The organism is Paracoccus simplex (genome assembly GCF_042648325.1).
Taxonomy (GTDB): Bacteria; Pseudomonadota; Alphaproteobacteria; order Rhodobacterales; family Rhodobacteraceae; genus Paracoccus; species Paracoccus simplex.
This window is the reverse complement of sequence record NZ_JBHRXE010000030.1, coordinates 1-17,317: the sequence shown is the minus strand read 5'-3', so window position 1 is coordinate 17,317 and position 17,317 is coordinate 1. Positions and strand designations below refer to the sequence as shown.

General features: G+C 69.0%; 18 protein-coding genes and 1 pseudogene. 6 read left to right on the top strand and 13 right to left on the bottom strand.

Annotation, left to right across the window (positions count from 1 at the left end; translation table 11 throughout):
* Nucleotides 1–17 precede the first annotated feature (17 nt).
* The 5 genes from ACFOMP_RS10900 (at nucleotide 18) to ACFOMP_RS10880 (ending at nucleotide 5,740) form a co-directional block, all read left to right on the top strand.
* On the top strand, nucleotides 18–1,121 hold the full coding sequence (locus ACFOMP_RS10900) for an ABC transporter ATP-binding protein (protein ID WP_289894146.1): 1,104 nt from the start codon (nucleotides 18–20) through the stop codon (nucleotides 1,119–1,121).
* A 26-nt stretch (nucleotides 1,122–1,147) separates the two neighbouring features.
* Nucleotides 1,148–2,230, top strand: coding sequence for a polyamine ABC transporter substrate-binding protein (locus ACFOMP_RS10895; protein ID WP_379030355.1), 1,083 nt, complete (start codon nucleotides 1,148–1,150; stop codon nucleotides 2,228–2,230).
* A gap of 97 nt (nucleotides 2,231–2,327) precedes the next feature.
* Complete coding sequence (locus ACFOMP_RS10890; protein WP_379030352.1) at nucleotides 2,328–3,410, top strand: ABC transporter substrate-binding protein; 1,083 nt, start codon at nucleotides 2,328–2,330, stop codon at nucleotides 3,408–3,410.
* A gap of 69 nt (nucleotides 3,411–3,479) precedes the next feature.
* Nucleotides 3,480–4,781, top strand: coding sequence for an ABC transporter permease (locus ACFOMP_RS10885; protein WP_289894143.1), 1,302 nt, complete (start codon nucleotides 3,480–3,482; stop codon nucleotides 4,779–4,781).
* Nucleotides 4,782–4,786: 5 nt separating this feature from the next.
* On the top strand, nucleotides 4,787–5,740 hold the full coding sequence (locus tag ACFOMP_RS10880) for an ABC transporter permease (RefSeq protein ID WP_379030349.1): 954 nt from the start codon (nucleotides 4,787–4,789) through the stop codon (nucleotides 5,738–5,740).
* 57 nt (nucleotides 5,741–5,797) lie between these two features.
* On the opposite strand, the gene ACFOMP_RS10875 is transcribed toward ACFOMP_RS10880, so the two are convergent.
* The 13 genes from ACFOMP_RS10875 to ACFOMP_RS10815 all read right to left on the bottom strand — a co-directional run bounded on the left by ACFOMP_RS10875 (nucleotide 5,798) and on the right by ACFOMP_RS10815 (nucleotide 16,841).
* Nucleotides 5,798–6,742 (bottom strand): AEC family transporter, encoded by a 945-nt coding sequence (locus ACFOMP_RS10875; protein ID WP_379030346.1) that lies wholly within the window; start codon nucleotides 6,740–6,742, stop codon nucleotides 5,798–5,800.
* The gene (locus tag ACFOMP_RS10870) at nucleotides 6,739–7,539 is read right to left on the bottom strand and encodes an MBL fold metallo-hydrolase (protein WP_289894140.1); all 801 of its coding nucleotides are present in this window, start codon (nucleotides 7,537–7,539) and stop codon (nucleotides 6,739–6,741) included. The genes ACFOMP_RS10875 and ACFOMP_RS10870 overlap by 4 nt, the downstream gene beginning before the upstream one ends.
* Entirely contained in the window at nucleotides 7,536–8,333 is a 798-nt protein-coding gene (locus tag ACFOMP_RS10865; RefSeq protein ID WP_379030343.1) for a TatD family hydrolase, read from the bottom strand. The genes ACFOMP_RS10870 and ACFOMP_RS10865 overlap by 4 nt, the downstream gene beginning before the upstream one ends.
* An 11-nt stretch (nucleotides 8,334–8,344) precedes the next feature.
* Nucleotides 8,345–9,427: a DNA polymerase III subunit delta' gene (locus ACFOMP_RS10860; RefSeq protein WP_379030340.1), complete on the bottom strand. Its 1,083-nt coding sequence runs from the start codon at nucleotides 9,425–9,427 to the stop codon at nucleotides 8,345–8,347.
* Nucleotides 9,424–10,023: a dTMP kinase gene (gene tmk / locus ACFOMP_RS10855; protein ID WP_379030337.1), complete on the bottom strand. Its 600-nt coding sequence runs from the start codon at nucleotides 10,021–10,023 to the stop codon at nucleotides 9,424–9,426. The genes ACFOMP_RS10860 and tmk overlap by 4 nt, the downstream gene beginning before the upstream one ends.
* A 12-nt stretch (nucleotides 10,024–10,035) precedes the next feature.
* Nucleotides 10,036–11,193 (bottom strand): D-alanyl-D-alanine carboxypeptidase family protein, encoded by a 1,158-nt coding sequence (locus ACFOMP_RS10850; protein WP_379030334.1) that lies wholly within the window; start codon nucleotides 11,191–11,193, stop codon nucleotides 10,036–10,038.
* A gap of 106 nt (nucleotides 11,194–11,299) precedes the next feature.
* A complete protein-coding gene (lexA, locus tag ACFOMP_RS10845; protein WP_379030331.1) occupies nucleotides 11,300–11,998 on the bottom strand; it encodes a transcriptional repressor LexA in 699 nt (232 codons plus the stop codon).
* Between the two features lie 110 nt (nucleotides 11,999–12,108).
* Nucleotides 12,109–13,281, bottom strand: a complete 1,173-nt coding sequence (locus tag ACFOMP_RS10840) for a molybdopterin molybdotransferase MoeA (protein WP_379030328.1) — start codon at nucleotides 13,279–13,281, stop codon at nucleotides 12,109–12,111.
* A 9-nt stretch (nucleotides 13,282–13,290) separates the two neighbouring features.
* Nucleotides 13,291–13,761 carry a cyclic pyranopterin monophosphate synthase MoaC gene (gene moaC / locus ACFOMP_RS10835; protein WP_379030325.1) on the bottom strand — a complete coding sequence of 157 codons (471 nt, stop codon included), beginning with the start codon at nucleotides 13,759–13,761 and terminating at the stop codon, nucleotides 13,291–13,293.
* Complete coding sequence (gene trpC, locus ACFOMP_RS10830; protein WP_379030322.1) at nucleotides 13,758–14,549, bottom strand: indole-3-glycerol phosphate synthase TrpC; 792 nt, start codon at nucleotides 14,547–14,549, stop codon at nucleotides 13,758–13,760. Before trpC ends, moaC begins: the two co-directional genes overlap by 4 nt.
* Nucleotides 14,550–14,558: 9 nt before the next feature.
* Nucleotides 14,559–15,224 (bottom strand): uracil-DNA glycosylase, encoded by a 666-nt coding sequence (locus tag ACFOMP_RS10825; protein WP_379030319.1) that lies wholly within the window; start codon nucleotides 15,222–15,224, stop codon nucleotides 14,559–14,561.
* Nucleotides 15,217–16,254 (bottom strand): anthranilate phosphoribosyltransferase, encoded by a 1,038-nt coding sequence (gene trpD / locus ACFOMP_RS10820; protein ID WP_379030316.1) that lies wholly within the window; start codon nucleotides 16,252–16,254, stop codon nucleotides 15,217–15,219. Before trpD ends, ACFOMP_RS10825 begins: the two co-directional genes overlap by 8 nt.
* Entirely contained in the window at nucleotides 16,251–16,841 is a 591-nt protein-coding gene (locus ACFOMP_RS10815; RefSeq protein ID WP_379030313.1) for an anthranilate synthase component II, read from the bottom strand. Before ACFOMP_RS10815 ends, trpD begins: the two co-directional genes overlap by 4 nt.
* 63 nt (nucleotides 16,842–16,904) lie before the next feature.
* Here ACFOMP_RS10815 and ACFOMP_RS10810 point away from each other — a divergent pair.
* Nucleotides 16,905–17,317, top strand: a pseudogene (locus ACFOMP_RS10810) (hypothetical protein); the annotation flags it as partial.

Here is a 17,317-nt window from a genome sequence, read left to right as displayed (position 1 = left end):
AACAGGGGGCCCGCATCGTGACAGCGCAATCCGGCAACGACGCGTTCGTTGTCTTTGACCATGTCCAGAAAAGCTATGACGGCCAGACACTTGTCGTCAAAGACCTGAACCTTTCCATCGGCAAGGGCGAATTCCTGACCATGCTCGGCCCGTCCGGCTCGGGCAAGACCACCTGCCTGATGATGCTGGCCGGATTCGAGACGGCGACGCATGGCGAAATCCGGCTCGACGGCAGGAACATCAACGACGTGCCGCCGCACAAGCGCGGCATCGGCATGGTGTTCCAGAACTACGCGCTTTTCCCGCACATGACGGTGGGCGAGAACCTGTCCTTTCCGCTGGAAGTGCGCGGCATGTCCAAGGCCGAGCGCGAGAGCCGCATCAGCCGCGCGCTGGACATGGTGCAGATGGGCAAGTTCAAGACCCGCCGCCCGGCGCAGCTTTCGGGCGGCCAGCAGCAGCGCATCGCGCTGGCCCGGGCGCTGGTCTTCGATCCCAAGCTGGTGCTGATGGACGAGCCGCTGGGCGCGCTCGACAAGCAGCTGCGCGAGCACATGCAATTCGAGATCAAGGCGCTGCACGACCGGCTGGGCATCACCGTGGTCTATGTCACCCATGACCAGGGCGAGGCGCTGACCATGTCGGACCGTATCGCCGTGTTCAACGACGGCCGCATCCAGCAGCTGGCGCCGCCGCCGGTGCTTTACGAACAGCCCGGCAACAGCTTCGTCGCCGGCTTCATCGGCGAGAACAACGCCCTGCGCGGCAGCATCGAGCAGCTCGACGGCGACAAGGCGCTGGTGCGGCTCGGCAATGGCGAGCTGATCGACGCCACCGCCGTCAATATCCGCGAGGTCGGGCAGACCACCACCGTCTCGATCCGGCCCGAGCGGGTGGAGTTCAAGCCCGAGCTGATGCCCGCCGGCGCCCATACCATCGAGGCGCAGGTGCGCGATGTGATCTATATGGGCGATATCCTGCGCGCGCGGCTGCATGTCGCCGGCCAGGACGGTTTCGTCATGAAATACCGCAACACGCTTGGCCAGGTCCGGCTGTCGCCGGGCCAGACCATCCGCATCGGCTGGCACCCCGAGGATGCCCGCGCCCTCGATCCGGTATGATTTCTCTTACAAGTCAAGGAGTTACGATGAAACGCACGCTGATCCTGACCTCTGCGCTGGTTGCCGTCGCGGCGACCGCCCATGCGCAGGACAAGCAGGTGAACCTGCTGTCCTGGGGCGGTGCCTACGGCAACAGCCATGTCCAGGCCTATGCCAAGCCGTTCGAGGAAAAGACCGGCATCAAGGTTTCCATCGCCGATGCCGACAACCCCGCGACGCCGCTCAAGGCGCAGGTCGAGGCGGGCAATGTCACCACTGACGTGGCCTCGGTCGAATATGCCGACGCGGTGCGCCTCTGCGACGAGGGGCTGCTGGAGGAGATCGACCCGGCGATCCTGGCCCCGGCCGCCGATGGCACGGCGGCGACCGAGGATTTCATCGAGGGTGCCGTGACCGACTGTTTCGTCGGCACCGATGTCTATTCGATGATCCTGGCCTATGACGACACGAAATTCCCTGATGCCAAGCCGGCCGGCGCGGCGGATTTCTTCGACACCGCCAAATTCCCCGGCAAGCGCACCATGCGCAAGGGCGCCAAGTTCAACCTGGAATTCGCGCTGATGGCCGATGGCGTGGCACCCGATCAGGTCTATGAGCTGCTGGGCACCCCCGAGGGTGTCGACCGCGCCTTCGCCAAGCTCGACAGCATCAAGAACGACGTGATCTGGTGGGAAGCCGGCGCGCAGCCGCCGCAGCTTCTGGCCGATGGCGAGGTCAGCATGGCCTTTGCCTTCAACGGCCGGATCTTCGACGCCGCGCAGAAAGAGGGCAAGCCCTTCAAGATCGTCTGGGACGGCCAGATCTACGAGATGGAAGGCTGGGTCATCCCCAAGGGCGCGCCGCATCTCGAGGCCGCCAAGGAGTTCGTGACCTACTCGACCTCGCCCGAGCCGCAGGCCCGCGCGGCCGAGTTCATCAGCTACGGCCCGCCGCGCCAGTCGGCCGCCGCGCTGGTCGGCAATATCGAGGACACCGAGGTTCCCATGGGGCCGAACCTGCCGACCTTTGCCGACAACATGAAGCAGGCGCTGGCCTCGAACCTGGATTTCTGGGTCGATCACGACGCCGAACTGCAAGAGCGGTTCAACGCCTGGCTGGCGGCGAACTGACGCATCGCCGCGGCGGGGCCGACCCCGCCGCGGCAAGCCAAGCCCGAACGGGCAGGAAACGGCCAACGCGCCGAAGAACACCAACGGGAGGAAAGACATGAACAGACTGCTTATCCTGACCACGGCCCTGTGCGGGCTGGGTTTCGCGGCCCAGGCGCAGAACAAGGAGGTCAACGTGGTCTCTTGGGGCGGCGCCTACGAGAAATCGCAGGTCGAGGCCTATAACATCCCCTTCGCCAAGGAAACGGGCATCAAGGTCAACATGATCGCCGCCGACAACCCGGCCGCGCCGCTCAAGGCGCAGATCGAGGCCGGCAACATCACCGGCGACGTGTTCGACATCGAGGTTTCCGACGCCATCCGGCTTTGCGACGAGGGCGCGCTGGTCGAGATCGACCCGGCCAGCCTGCCGCCGGCGCCGGACGGCACCCCGGCCGCCGACGACTTCATCCCCGGCGCGCTGCGCGACTGCGCGGTGGCGAACATTTTCTGGGGCACGGTCATCGCCTATGACAAGACCAAGTTCCCCGACGGTCCGCCCACCACCGCCGCGGATTTCTTCGACACCGCCAAGTTCCCGGGCCAGCGCGGCCTGCCCAAGAGCCCGAAGCGCACGCTCTACCTGGCGCTGATCGCCGATGGCGTGGCGCCCGATCAGGTCTACGAGGTTCTGGACACGCCCGAAGGCGTGGACCGCGCCTTCGCCAAGCTCGACACCATCAAGAAGGACGTGGTCTGGTGGGAGGCCGGCGCCCAGCCGGTGCAGCTGCTCGCCGATGGCGAGGTGACCATGGCCACCGGCTATAACGGCCGCTTCTTCGATGCCATGGTGGCCGAGGGCAAGCCCTTCGAGATCATCTGGGACGGGCAGTTCATGGACATGGACATGTTCGCCATTCCCAAGGGCTCGCCCAACCCCGAGGCGGCGATGGCCTATCTGAAATTTGCCACCGACACGCAGCGCCTGGCCGATCAGGCGAAATGGATCGCCTATGGCCCGTCGCGCAAAAGCTCGGCGGCGCTGGTCGGGCTTTATCAGGACGGCAAGACCGAGATGGCGCCGCATATGCCCACCAGCGATGAGCACATGAAGACCGCCGTCATGGACGACCCGGAATGGTGGGCCGACCACGACGCCGAGATGGCCGAGCGCTTCAACGCCTGGCTGGCCGCGAACTGATCCCGCGCCGCCGCCCGGGGGATCGGGCGGCGGCCCCACGACGAAGCTCTTGCCCGACGAAGGATCAAGATGTCCAACGCGCTTGACCCCCATGCCGCCATCGTGACCGAGGCCGGCGGCCTCGACCAGGGCGGAACACTGAGAACCGCGGACGGTCGCCCGCTGAAGGCGGCGCTGGCGCGCAGCTCGCGCCGGGCGCGGCGGCGGGCGTTCTTCCTGGTGCTGCCGCTTCTGCTGTTCGTGCTGCTGACCTTCGTCCTGCCGATCGGGCAGATGCTGCAGCGCTCGGTCAAGAACGACGGCTTCTCGGCCAACATGCCGCAGCTCTCGGCCTGGTTCGCCGAGCATCCCCGCGGCACCGAGCCGGACGAGGCGGCCTGGGCGGCGCTGGCCGCCGACCTGACCGCCGCCGCCGAGGCGCGCACCGTCGGCGTCATCGGCACCCGCGTCAATTACGACATGCCGGGCACTCGCTCGCTGTTCACCTCGGCCGGGCGCAAGGCCCGCCGCGGCATCGAGCCGCCCTATCGCGCGGCCATGCTCGAGATGGACGAGAAATGGGGCGACCCGAAGCTGTGGTCGGTGATGCGCGAGGCCTCCTCGGCCTATACGACGAACTTCTACCTCGCCGCCGTCGACCGCACCCGCGACGACGCCGGCAATATCGTCCAGGCGCCCGAGCAGCAGCGCATCTACCTGACGCTGTTCCAGCGCACCTTCTGGCTGTCGCTGGTCATCACCTTCACCACCTTCCTGCTGGGCTTTCCGATCGCGCATCTGCTGGCGACGCTGCCGATGCGCAAGTCGAACCTGCTGATGATCCTGGTGCTTTTGCCGTTCTGGACCTCGCTGCTGGTCCGGACCACGGCCTGGATGGTGCTGTTGCAGCAGCAGGGCGTGGTCAACGACGTGCTGGTGTGGCTGGGGGTGATCGGCAACAACCAGCGGCTGCAGATGATCTTCAACCAGACCGGCACGATCATCGCCATGACCCATATCCTGCTGCCCTTCATGATCCTGCCGCTCTATTCTGTGATGCGCACCATCAACCCCAGCTATGTCCGCGCCGCGCGCTCGCTGGGCGCGACAAGCTGGACGGCGTTCCGCCGCATCTACTTCCCACAGACCCTGCCGGGGCTGGGGGCGGGGGCGCTGCTCGTGTTCATCCTGGCGGTGGGCTATTACATCACCCCGGCGCTGGTCGGCGGCTCGTCGGGGCAGCTGATCTCGAACCTGATCGCGATGCACATGACGCAGACGCTGAACTGGTCGATGGCGGCGGCGCTGGCCTCGCTGCTGCTGGCGGGGGTGCTGATCCTCTACTGGGTCTATGACCGTCTCGTCGGCATCGACAATCTGAAACTGGGGTAACCGCCATGGCGCTTCCGACTTACGCATCCCCGCTGGAAAAGGTCTGGCACTATGCCTATCTGGCGATCTGCGCGGCGATCTTCTTCTTCCTGATCGCGCCCATCGTGGTGGTGATCCCGCTGAGCTTCAACGCCGAGCCCTATTTCACCTTCACCGACAAGATGCTGTCCTTCGACCCCGAGGGCTATTCCATGCGCTGGTATCGCAGCCTGCTGACCTTCGGCATGGCCAATCCGGACGCGCCGGGGGGACTCAGCTGGTGGGCGGATGCCTGGCAGAACGCGAAATGGGTGAACGCCGCGAAGTCGTCGATCATCATCGGCTTCTTCTCGACCATCCTGGCCACGGTGCTGGGCACGCTGGCGGCGCTGGGCCTGTCGCGGCCCGAGATGCCGTTCCGCCGCATCATCATGGCGGTGCTGATCTCGCCGATGATCGTGCCGATCATCATCACCGCGACCGGGATGTTCTTCTTCTACTCGAACCCCTGCGAACCGCTGACCTGGATCGGGCTGAACCCGGAATGCGGCCGGCTGGCCGGCACCTATCTGGGGGTGATCCTGGCCCATGCCACGCTGGGCATTCCCTTCGTCATCATCACGGTGACGGCGACGCTGATCGGCTTTGACCAGTCGCTGAACCGGGCGGCGGCAAGCCTGGGGGCGAACCCGCGCACCACCTTCTTCCGCATCACCATGCCCTTGATCCTGCCCGGGGTGATCTCGGGGGCGCTCTTCGCCTTCGTGACCTCTTTCGACGAGGTGGTGGCGGTGCTGTTCATCGCCGGGCCGGACCAGCAGACCATCCCGCGGCAGATGTGGAACGGCATCCGCGAGCAGATCTCGCCGGCCATCCTTGCCGTGGCGACGCTGCTGGTCATCTTCTCCATCGCCCTGCTGACCACGGTGGAACTGCTGCGCCGCCGGTCGGAACGGCTCCGGGGGCTCACGCCAAGCTGATCGGCCGGACGCCGCGAAAGGCCAGCGACGCCGCCCCTTGCCGGGCGGCGTCCGCCGTCAGGGCAGGATGCTCAGCCAGAACCAGATGGTCAGGATCGACAGCGCCGTCGCCACCAGCACCGCCGAGGCCGAGACCCGCTTCGCCACCCCGTAGATCGAGGCGAAGAGATAGGCGTTCACCCCCGGCGCCATGGCAGCGGTGACCACGGCCGAGCGGATCTCGGCCACGCCCAGCCCGAACAGCTTGGAGAGCCCGAAGGTCACCGCCGGATGCAGCAGCAGCGAGCCGGCGCAGCACAGCGCGATGGCCCGCGCCTCGCCCTCGGGGCGGTAGCGATAGAGGATGCCGCCCAGCCCGAACAGCGCCGCGGGCAGGGCGGCGCTGGACATCATCCGGACCGCGCCCCAGAAACCCTCGGGCATGACCAGCCCGGCCTGGATCAGCAGGTTCATCACGAAACCGCAAAGGATGCCGATCACCATCGGCGTATGCAGCACCCCCGACAGGGCGCGCAGCGCCACCCGGCCCAGCGACAGGTCGTGCCCGCGCGCCCGTGCGAATTCCATCGCGGTGATGCCGAAGGTATAGAGCAGCGGCGAATGGATCGAGATGATGGTGAAGTTGCCGACCAGCGCATCGGGTCCATAGGCGCGCTCGGTGATCGGCACGCCCAGCAGCAGCGAGTTCGAGAACAGGCAGACGAAGCCGATGGCGATGGCATCCTCGACCGGGCGCTTGAGCCAGCGCAGCGCCAGACCCATGCCCAGGGCAAAGGACAGGAATGCGCCGGCATAGAAGGCCAGCAGCAGCAGCGGGTTGTAATTCGTGCCCAGGTCCAGATGGGCGATGGCGTTGAACAGCAGCACCGGCACCGCGAAGGTCTGGGCAAAGCGCATGATGCCGTCGACGGCGACCTCGGACAGCATCCGCCGCCAGCAGGCGACATAGCCGAAGCCGACCACCAGGAAGACCGGCAGGATGACATCGAACAGCGCGGTCATATCAGCTCGATCCGCATGCCGTCATGGGCCGGGATGACGTTCTCGGGCGTCTCGCGCATGACGTCGTCATAATCCAGGTCGATATGCATGTTGGTGATGATGCCCTGCGCGCAGCCCGAGCGCGCGATCCAGTCCAGCGCCAGCGCCAGATGCGCATGGCTGGGATGCGGGATACGGCGCAGCGCGTCGCAGATGAACACGTCGCAGCCGGCAATCAGCGGCCAGGCATCCTCGGGGATGGCCAGCACGTCGGGCAGGTAGACCAGGCTCTGCTCCATGCCGCCGATGCGATAGCCGAGCGCGGCGATGTCGCCGTGATCGACCGCGAAGGGCGCAAGCTCGATGGTGCCGCCGGCGCCCTCGACGGCAAAGGGGCCGGTGATCGGCATCAACTCGCAGATCGGTGGATAGGACGAACCCGCGGGCGTCTCGAAAATATAGCCGAAGCGGGTCATCAGCGCCGCGGCCGTGGGGCGATCGGCCCAGACCGGCATCTTGCGGCGCATGTTGAAGACGATCTGGCGCAGGTCGTCGATGCCGTGGATATGGTCGGCATGGGCATGGGTATAGGCGACCGCGTCCAATTCGCCGACGTCGGCATCCTGCATCTGCGGCACGAAATCCGGGCCGGTGTCGATCAGCACCCGGGTCGCGCCATCATGGCCGAAACGCTCGACCAGCAGCGCGCAGCGCCGGCGGCGGTTGCGCGGATTGGCCGGGTCGCATTCGCCCCAGCGGTTCCCCAGCCGCGGCACGCCCCCCGACGACCCGCAGCCAAGGATCGTGGCGCGGATCATGCCGCGGCCTTGGCGAACAGCCGCTCGAAATTCGCGGTGGTCAGGGCGGCGAACGCGGCCTCGGTCAGGCCTAGGGCCTGGGCGCCGATCCGGGCGGTATGGGCGACATAGGCCGGCTCGTTGCGCTTGCCGCGATGCGGCGGCGGGGCAAGATAGGGCGCGTCGGTCTCGACCAGGATGCGGTCACGCGGCGCGGCGGCAAAGATCTCGCGGATCTCGGTCGAGCGCGGAAAGGCGGCGATCCCCGACATGGATAGGTAGAAGCCCAGGTCCAGCGCCGCCCGGGCCAGTTCGGGGCCGCTGGTATAGCAATGCATCACGCAGGAGAACGCGCCGGCGCCATGCTCCTCGGTCAGGATGCGGGCCATGTCGGCGTCGGCATCGCGCGCATGGACGATCAGCGGCAGGCCGGTGCGGCGCGCGGCCTCGATATGGATGCGCAGGCTTTCGGCCTGCACCGCCGCGCTGTCGGCGGTGTAGTGATAGTCGAGCCCGGTCTCGCCGATGCCGACGAATTTCGGATGCGCGGCCAGGGCCACCAGATCCTCGACCGTGACCAGCGGCTCCTCGGCGGCATACATCGGATGGGTGCCGGCGGCATAGAACACCTCGGGATGCGCCTCGGCGATGGCGCGCACCGCCGGTTCGTTCTTCAGCCGGGTGCAGATGGTCACCATGCGGGTGACGCCCGCCGCGCGGGCGCGCGCGACCAGCTCGGCCTGCTCGCCGGCGAAATCGGGGAAGTCCAGGTGGCAATGGCTGTCCACCAGGGCGAAGGGAGGATGTTCAGACATCGGCTGATCCGTCAGAGGGCGGGCTGGTTCGCAAGCCCGATCAGCATATCCAACACCAGCGCGGAAGGGTCAAGGTTGACCGCCCGCCCGGCACGGGCCCGCGCCGAAAGCTCGGCCTGCGCCCCGGCCCAAAGCCGCGCGGCTGCGGGACCGGGGGCGATGCGGCTCAGCACCTCGGCCTCGCCCTCGGCTGCCTCGGGCAGGGGGGCGCCCATCAGGCCGGTCCGGGCGGCGCGGGTCAGGAAGCGGTCGATCAGCGTCACCACCAGGTCGAACGGGTCGCCATCGGCGCTGGCCCGGCCCGCCGCCGTCTCGGCCAGCTGGGCGGCGGCGCGGCGGTCCATGCGGGGATATTCTGCGAAAAGCCCGATCAGGCGCTGATAGACCGCCAGCCCGTCCTGGCCGGCCAGCCGCAGCGCCTCGCCGACCGAGCCGCCGGACAGCGCCGCAAGCCGCGCCGCGTCCTGGTCAAGGCCCAGGCCCTGCAAGACCCCCGCCATGTCCTCGGGGCCCAGCGGGTGCAGCCGCAGCTCGCGGCAGCGCGAGCGGATGGTCGGCAGCAGCCGCGCCGGCTGATGCGCCACCAGCAGGATCGTCGCCGCCGGCGGCGGCTCCTCGAGCAGCTTCAGCAGCGCATTGGCGGCGGCCTGGTTCATTTCGTCGGCGGCGTCGATGATCGCGACGCGGCGTCCGCCCTCGGCCGCGCTCATATGGAAGAAACCCTGCAGCCTGCGGATCTCGTCCACGGTGATCTCGGCCCGCAGCCGCTGGGTCTTTTCGTCGACGGGCCGCCGCACCAGATGCAGCCGCGGCTCCGACAACGCGCGGATGCGGCGCACCACCGGATCGTCGGTCGCGGTCGACAGGCCGGATTCCGCGCCGCCGCTCAGCAGCCATTTTGCGATGCTCCAGGCCAGCGTCGCCTTGCCGGTGCCGCGCGGGCCCGAGATCAGCCAGGCATGGTGCAGCCGATGCGCCTTGGCCGCGGCCAGGAAATCCGCGACGGCGGCGTCCTGGCCGATGATGCGCAGGGCCTCGCGCGGATGCGGGGCGCCGGGCACGCGGTCGGGCTCGGGCAGCGGCTCGTCGCTCATGCCAGCGCCGCCAGGACGCGGCCGGCGACCTCGTCCCCGCTGCCGCTGCCGTCGATCACGCGGATGCGCGCCGGAAACTCGGCGGCGAGGGCGAGGAACCCGTCACGCAGCCGCCGCTGGAAGTCGAGACCGAGCGTCTCGAACCGGTCCTCGACCCCGCCGCGGGCCTGGCCGCGCGTCAATGCGATCTCGGGGTCGATGTCGATGACGAAGGTCCGGTCCGTCTCGATGCCGATGGTCAGTCGGTGCAGCTCCTCGACCAGTTGGCGCAGATCGGCGCGGGCGAGGCCCTGGTAGACCCGGCTGGAATCGGCGAAGCGGTCGGTGACCACCCAGGCGCCGCGCGCCAATGCCGGCCGGATCAGCCGCTCGACATGGTCGCGCCGGGCGGCGGTGAACAGCAGAAGCTCGGTTTCGGGCGACCAGCGTTCGCCCCGGCCCTCGACGAGCAGGCGGCGGATCTCCTCGGCGCCCTCGCTGCCGCCGGGCTCGCGCGTCAGCACGGTTTCGGTACCGCGCGCGTTCAATGCCTGCGCCAGCCGGCGCGCCTGGGTGGACTTTCCCGATCCGTCGATGCCCTCGAAACTGATGAACATGGCCGCGCGGATTCAGTTCCGTACCGACTGGATCGCGCGCTCGCCCAGGCGGAAGGCCGCGCTCTGGATCCGGCCGAAGACGCCGGTGCGGGCCACGTCGCTGGCGGCGAGCAGCGGCAGGCGCGACTGGCCGACGCCGGGAATGTCCACGATCAGCTCGCCCAGCTGGTCGCCCTTGGCGATCGGCGCCTCGATCGGGCCCCTGAAAACCGCCTCGGCCTTGACGCCCGCGTGCGAACCGGCCGGGATCAGCACCCGGACGCCGTCCCTGGTGGTCAGGCCGATGCGGCCCTTGTCGCCCAGCCAGACCGGCGCCTGGGTCACGATCTCGTCCTTGGGAATGATGGTGCGCATGGTGAACTGGCGATAGGCCCAGTTCACGATCCGCTCGGCCTCCTCGGCGCGGGCCTTTTCGCTGGGCAGGCCGGTGATGACGAAGACGATGCGCCGGTCGCCCTGCACCGCCGAGCCGACAAGGCCATAGCCTGCCTCTTGCGTGTGGCCGGTCTTCAGCCCGTCTGCCTTCCAGTCGCCGGTGCCCAGGCGCAGCAGCGGATTGCGGTTGTTCGCATTCGAGGGCACCCGGCCCTTGTAATTGTATTCGGTCAGCGCGAAATTCTTGTAAAGCTCGGGGAATTCGGTGATCAGCCGGGTGGCGAGCAGGCCGAGATCATGCATCGACATCCGGTGCTGCGGATCGGGCCAGCCCGAGGCGTTGGCGAAATGCGAATCCATCATGCCAAGCTGCCGGGCGCGGTCGTTCATCAGCCGCGCGAAGGCTTCCTCGGTGCCGGCCAGCCCTTCGGCCACCACCACGCAGGCATCGTTGCCGGAATTGATGATGATGCCGTGGATCAGCTCCTCGACGGCGGGGCGGTCGGCGGGTTCGACGAACATCTTCGAGCCGCCCATGTGCCAGGCCTTGGTCGAGACCGGAAAAGTCGTGTCCATTGCCACCCGGCCGTCGGCCAGCGCCTCGAACAGCATGTTCAGGGTCATCAGCTTGGACATCGAGGCGGGCGGCAGCGGCTCGTCGGCATTCTTCTCCATCAGCACGGTGCCGGTCGCCACGTCATAGACCCAAGCGGCGCGGGCATTGGTGTCGAATGCCTGCGCCGGCAGCGCCAGCACCATGATCAGAGCGAAGATGCGGAACGTCAGTGCGCGCATGGATTGTCCTTGACCTGTCGCGTTTGCGCCATGGTTAGCGCAGCGGGCCGGAACCCGCAACGCCGCAGGGCCGCCTGTGCCGGGCAAGTGAACGGCCGGCGCCGGTCTAGTAGCTGCGGATCAGCCCGACGAGCCGGCCCTGGATGCGCACCTTGTCCTCGGGCAGCACCCGGGTCTCGTAAGCCGGGTTCGCGGCCTCGAGCGCGATCATGCCGCCCTTGCGGCGATAGCGCTTCAGCGTCGCCTCGAAACCCTCGACCAGGGCGACGATGATGTCACCGTTCTCGGCCGTGTCCTGTTCGCGGATCACCACGACGTCGCCGTCGTTGATCCCGGCCTCGACCATCGAATCGCCGCGCACCTCCAGCGCGTAATGCCGGTCCTGGCCCGAGAGCATCGAACCCGGCACGGCGATGTGATGCGAAACCTCCGAGATCGCCTCGATCGGGACGCCGGCGGCGATGCGGCCCATAACCGGCAGTTCCACGGCGGAAACGGCGATTTCCATCGCGCCGCGCGGCAGCGGCGCCGGGCGTTCGGGCGCGTCGCCGTCGATCACCCGGGGCTGGAATCCGGGCCCCTTGCTGAGGCTGTCGGGCAGGCGGACGATTTCCAGCGCGCGGGCGCGATGCGGCAGGCGGCGGATGAAGCCGCGTTCCTCAAGAGCGGTCACGAGGCGATGAATTCCCGATTTCGAGCGCAGGTCCAGCGCGATTTTCATTTCGTCGAACGAGGGCGGCACCCCGTCGCGAGCCATCCGCGCCTGAATGAATTCAAGAAGCTGGATCTGTTTCTTCGTCAGCATGCTCTGCCCCCGATCTGCTGCGGCCGCCATCATGTTCATCGAATGTTCTAGCGCGGCCGATCCCTTGCGTCAATCTTTATGGCGATTCGGGTAAATTTCCGGTTAACCGGCTAGAGCGGCAGATAGCTCATCCGCTCGCCGGCCTTGCGTGCCGGATCGCCGGCGGGGCGGATCAGCAGTGAATCGGCCTCGGCCAACACCCACAGCCGGGCGGAATCCTGGTCGGGGAAAGGCTCGATCTCGGGCAGGCCGTCGCCGGGCACAAGCCGGGCGCGCAGATAGTGCTGCCGGTCGCCCTCGGGCGGCAGGTCGCGGGTCAGCACGGCCTGCAGGGGATCGGGGCCCGGCGGCAGGCCCTGCATGGCGCGGATCAGCGGTTGCATGAAGAGTTTCGCGCAAACCGCGGCCGAGACCGGGTTTCCCGGCAGACCCAGCATGGCGGCCGTACCGATGCGGCCGGCCATCAGCGGCTTTCCGGGGCGCATGGCGAGCTTGTAGAAGGCGCGCTCCATGCCCAGTTCGGCCGAAACCTTGGCGATCAGGTCGTGGTCGCCCACCGAAGCGCCGCCGATGGTGACGATCAGGTCGCAGCCCTCGGCCTCGGCGAAGCGGTCGCGCAGGCTTTCCTCGGTGTCGCGGGCCAGCGGCAGGACCACCGGCTCGGCCCCCGCCTCGCGTGCGAGCGCGGCGATGGCGATGTCGTTCGAGCTGATGATCTGGCCCGGCGCCGGGTCCGAGCCGGGGCGCACCAGCTCGTCGCCGCCGGCCAGCACCGCGACGCGCGGCCGGCGTGCGACCGTCAGCCGCGGCACGTTCATCGCCGCGAGCAGCGCCAGATCGGCAGGACGCAGCGGGCGCGGCGGCTGAAAGGTCGAGCCTTCGGCGAAATCATTGCCTTTGCGGCGGATGTTCAGGTTGGACCCGACATCGGCGATGCCGATCCGGTCGCCGTCGCGCGTGACGATCTCTTGCATCACCACGCGGTCGTAGCCGGCGGGAACCGGGGCGCCGGTGAAGATGCGGATGGCGCTGCCGGGTGGCGTCTCGCCCTCGTAAGGCACGCCGGCGGCCGCGGTGCCGATCACCGCCAGCGGGCCGGGCAGCTCGGCCGAGCGCAGCGCATAGCCGTCCATGGCCGCCGCGTCGAATGGCGGTTGCGTCAGCCGGGCGACACCCGGCGCGATCATGGCGCGGCCCAGCGCCTGATCCAGCGCCACCTGTTCCGGCTCGGGGGCGCGGGCAAGGGCCAGGACGCGGCTGCGGGCTTCTTCGACGCTGATCATTCTTCCCCCTCAGGGCGCGCGGAAAGCGCCCGATTTGCCGCCGGTCTTGGAAAGCAGGCGGATGCCCTCGATCCGCATGTCCTTCTGCGCCGCCTTGAGCATGTCGTAGACGGTCAGGCAGGCGGTGGAAACCGCGGTCAGCGCCTCCATCTCCACCCCGGTCTTGCCGGCGGTCTTCACCGTGGCGGTGACGCGGATGCCGGGCAGCGCCGGGTCCGCCGCCAGATCGACCGAGACCCTGGTGATCGGCAGCGGGTGGCAGAGCGGGATCAGGTCCGAGGTGCGCTTGGCGCCCATGATGCCGGCCAGCCGCGCCACGCCCATCACGTCGCCCTTGGCCGCGCCGCCCTGCGCCAGCGCCAGGGTTTCGGGCGCCATGATGACCACGCCCTCGGCTACCGCCTCGCGCGCCGTCTCGGGCTTCTCGGACACATCGACCATATGCGCCTGGCCCTGGGCGTCGAAATGCGTCAGGCTCATGCCGCAAGGCCCAGGATCTGCCGGGTGGCGCCGGTCACGTCGGCTTGCCGCATCAGGCTTTCGCCGATCAGGAAGCGCCGGACCCCGGCCGCCGCCATGCGGTTCAGGTCGGCGGGGGTGAACAGCCCGCTTTCGCAGACCAGCTCGCGGTCGGCGGGCACATGCGGCGCCAGTTCCAGCGTCACGTCCAGGCTGACCTCGAAGGTCTTCAGGTTGCGGTTGTTCACCCCGATCAGCGGCGATGTCAGCCTGAGCGCGCGGTCCAGTTCGGCGCGGTCGTGGACCTCGACCAGCGCGTCCATGCCCCAATGGAAGGCCGCATCCTCGAGCTCGGCGGCCAGCGTGTCATCGACCGAGGCCATGATGATCAGGATGCAATCGGCCCCCCAGGCACGGGCCTCGGCCACCTGATAGGGATCGTAAAGGAAATCCTTGCGCAGCGCCGGCAGGTCGCAGGCCTCGCGCGCGGCGGTCAGGAACTCGGGTGCGCCCTGGAAGCTGGGGGCGTCGGTCAGCACCGACAGGCAGGCGGCGCCGCCGGCCTGATAGGCGCGGGCCAGCGCCGGCGGGTCGAAATCCGGGCGGATCAGGCCCTTGGAGGGGCTGGCCTTCTTGATCTCGGCGATCAGCGCATGGCCGGTCGCCGCCTTGCCCTCCAGCGCGCGGGCAAAGCCGCGCGGGGCCGAGGCGGCGCGGGCCGCGGCCTCGATGCCCGACAGCGGCCGGGCGGCCCTGGCGGCGGCGATTTCTTCCAGCTTGTAGGCCTTGATGCGCTCGAGAATGTCCATGATGTCGGTTTACCCCGCGGCGGCGGTTTCGGAAAGGGCCCAGTCGATCGCCGGCTCGCCCCGCGCCTGCAACCAGTCGTTCACCCGGCTGAACGGGCGCGAGCCGAAGAAGCCGCGCCGCGCCGACAAGGGCGAGGGATGCGCGCTTTCGATCACCAGATCCTGCGGCCGCGGCAGCCCGGCCAGCGCCTTCTGCGCCTGGGCGCCCCAAAGCACGAAGGCCAGCGGCCCTTCGGCCTGCGCCCGCGCGACGGTTTGTCGCGCCAGCCGGTCCCAGCCCCATTTCGCATGCGCCCCGGCCTGTCCGGGCAGCACGGAAAGCGAGGTGTTGAGCAGCAGCGCCCCCTGCCGCGCCCAATGGCTCAGGTCGCCGTTCGGGGGGGCGGCGCCGATGTCGTCGCGCATCTCGGCATAGATGTTTCGCAGCGAGCGCGGCAGCGCGGTTTCCGGCGTGACCGAAAAGGCCAGCCCGTTGGCATGGCCGGGCGTCGGATAGGGGTCCTGACCCAGGATCACCACCCGCACCCGCTCGGGCGGGGTCAGTTCCAGCGCGGCGAAGACGCGGCCGGGGCCGGGCAGCCAGTCGCCGCCGCGCAGCCGGGCGGCGATGGCCGGCCAGTCCTGGCGAAAGAACGGCAGCTCGGCCCAGGCGCCGGGGATGCGGGGTTCAGCCATCGGCATCCGGGGCGCCGACCCGGGCCGCCAGCGCGGCCAGCTTGGCCTTGGCCTTGCCGCTGTCGATGGCGTCGCGGGCGATCTCGGCCCCCTCGCGCAGATCGGCGGCTTTGCCGGCGATCAGCAGCGCCGCGGCGGCGTTCAGCAGCACCGCGTCGCGATAGGCGCCCGGCGCGCCGTCCAGCAGCGCCCGCAGCGCCGCGGCGTTCTGCGCCGGGTCGCCGCCCAGGATCGCCTCGAACCGGTGCACCGGCAGGCCGGCATCCTCGGGCGCGATCTGGAACTCGGTGATCTCGCCGTCCTTCAGTTGCGCCACCCAGGTCGGCCCGGCGATCGAGATCTCGTCGGTGCCGTCGCCGCCATGCACCAGCCAGGCCGCCTCGCTGCCCAGCTCGCGCAGGGTCTCGGCCATCGGGCGGTTCCAGACCCGGTCGAAGGTGCCGGTCAGCTGCCGCCGCACCCCGCCGGGATTGGTCATCGGCCCCAGCAGGTTGAAGATCGTCCGGGTGCCCAGTTCCGCCCGCGCCGGGCCGACATGGCGCATGGCCGGGTGATGCACCGGCGCCATCATGAAGCAGATGCCGGTGGCGGCCAGCGCCCGCTCGGCGATCTCGGGGGTGGACATGACGTTCAGTCCCAGATGGGTCAGCGCGTCGGCCGAGCCCGACTTGGACGACAGGTTGCGGTTGCCGTGCTTGGCGACCGGCACGCCGGCGCCGGCGACCACGAAGGCCGTGGCGGTCGAGATGTTCAGCGTGCCCTTGCCGTCGCCGCCGGTGCCGACGATGTCCATGGCGCCCGCCGGCGCCTTGATGCGGTTCATCCGCGCCCGCATGGCGCGGGTGGCGGCGGCCATCTCCTCGACCGTCTCGCCGCGCACGCGCATGGCCATCAGCAGCCCGCCGATCTGGGCGGGGGTGGCGGCGCCCTCGAACAGCGCGCCGAAGGCCGCCTCGGCCTCGGTCCCGGTCAGCGGCCGGCTGGCGGCCTGGCCGATCAGCGGCCGGATGTCGGTGGCGGCGGCGCTCATGCGGCGGCGCCCAGGTTCTGGCAGCGGCGCAGGAAATTGCGGATCATGTCATGGCCGTATTCCGAGGCGATGCTTTCGGGGTGGAACTGCACGCCCTCGACCGGCAGCGTGCGATGCACCAGCCCCATGATGGTGCCGTCGGCGGCGGTGGCGGTGACGCGCAGGCAGTCGGGCAGGCTTTCCGGCTCGACCGTCAGCGAGTGATAGCGCGTCGCGGTCAGCGGCGAGGGCAGGCCGGCAAAGACCCCGCTGCCGTCATGGCTGATGGCGTCGGTCTTGCCATGCACGATGCGCGCGGCGCGCACCACCTTGCCGCCGAAAGCCTCGCCGATGGCCTGATGGCCCAGGCAGACGCCCAGCAGCGGCAGGCCCCGGTCCGAAGCGGCGCGGATCAGCGGCACGATGATCCCGGCTTGGGCCGGGTCGCAGGGCCCGGGCGAGATCACGATGCCCTGCGCGCCCATGTCCAGCGCCTCCTCGACCGTCAGCACGTCGTTGCGGCGCACGACCACATCCGCCCCGGCCTCGCCCATGTAATGCACCAGGTTCCAGGTGAAGCTGTCGTAATTGTCGATGAGCAGGATCATGGCGGGCGCCTTGCATTGGGGGGTGAACCCCGGGAAATCTGCGGCTATAGATGGGCTAAAGCCTTGCGGCGGGTCAAGACCGCGGGCAAGAAAAACCGGCGTGAAAGCCAAGGGCGGGACGGTCGAGGCATGGCGAGGGGATTTGCGGCAGGTCTGGTTCATGGCGCGCTGATCTGCGGGCTGGGGCTTGCGGCGCTGTCGCTGGCCCTGCCGCAGCCGCCGCGCCCGGCCGCGCTGCCCGCCACCGACCGGGGCGGGGACGTGAAACCGCCGGTTGCGCCGCAAAAGCCCCCGGAATCGGCCGCCGCCACGCCCGCCGTCACGCCTGCCGCCGAACCGCCGGCAGACCAGGTGGCGAAGCCTGCGGAACCGGCCGGACCCGCCGAACCGCCGGCAACCACCGCGCTCTCGGTGCCGGCCGAATCCGAATTTGCCCGCGGCACCGACATGCAGCCGCAGCGCCCCGCGCCGCTGGC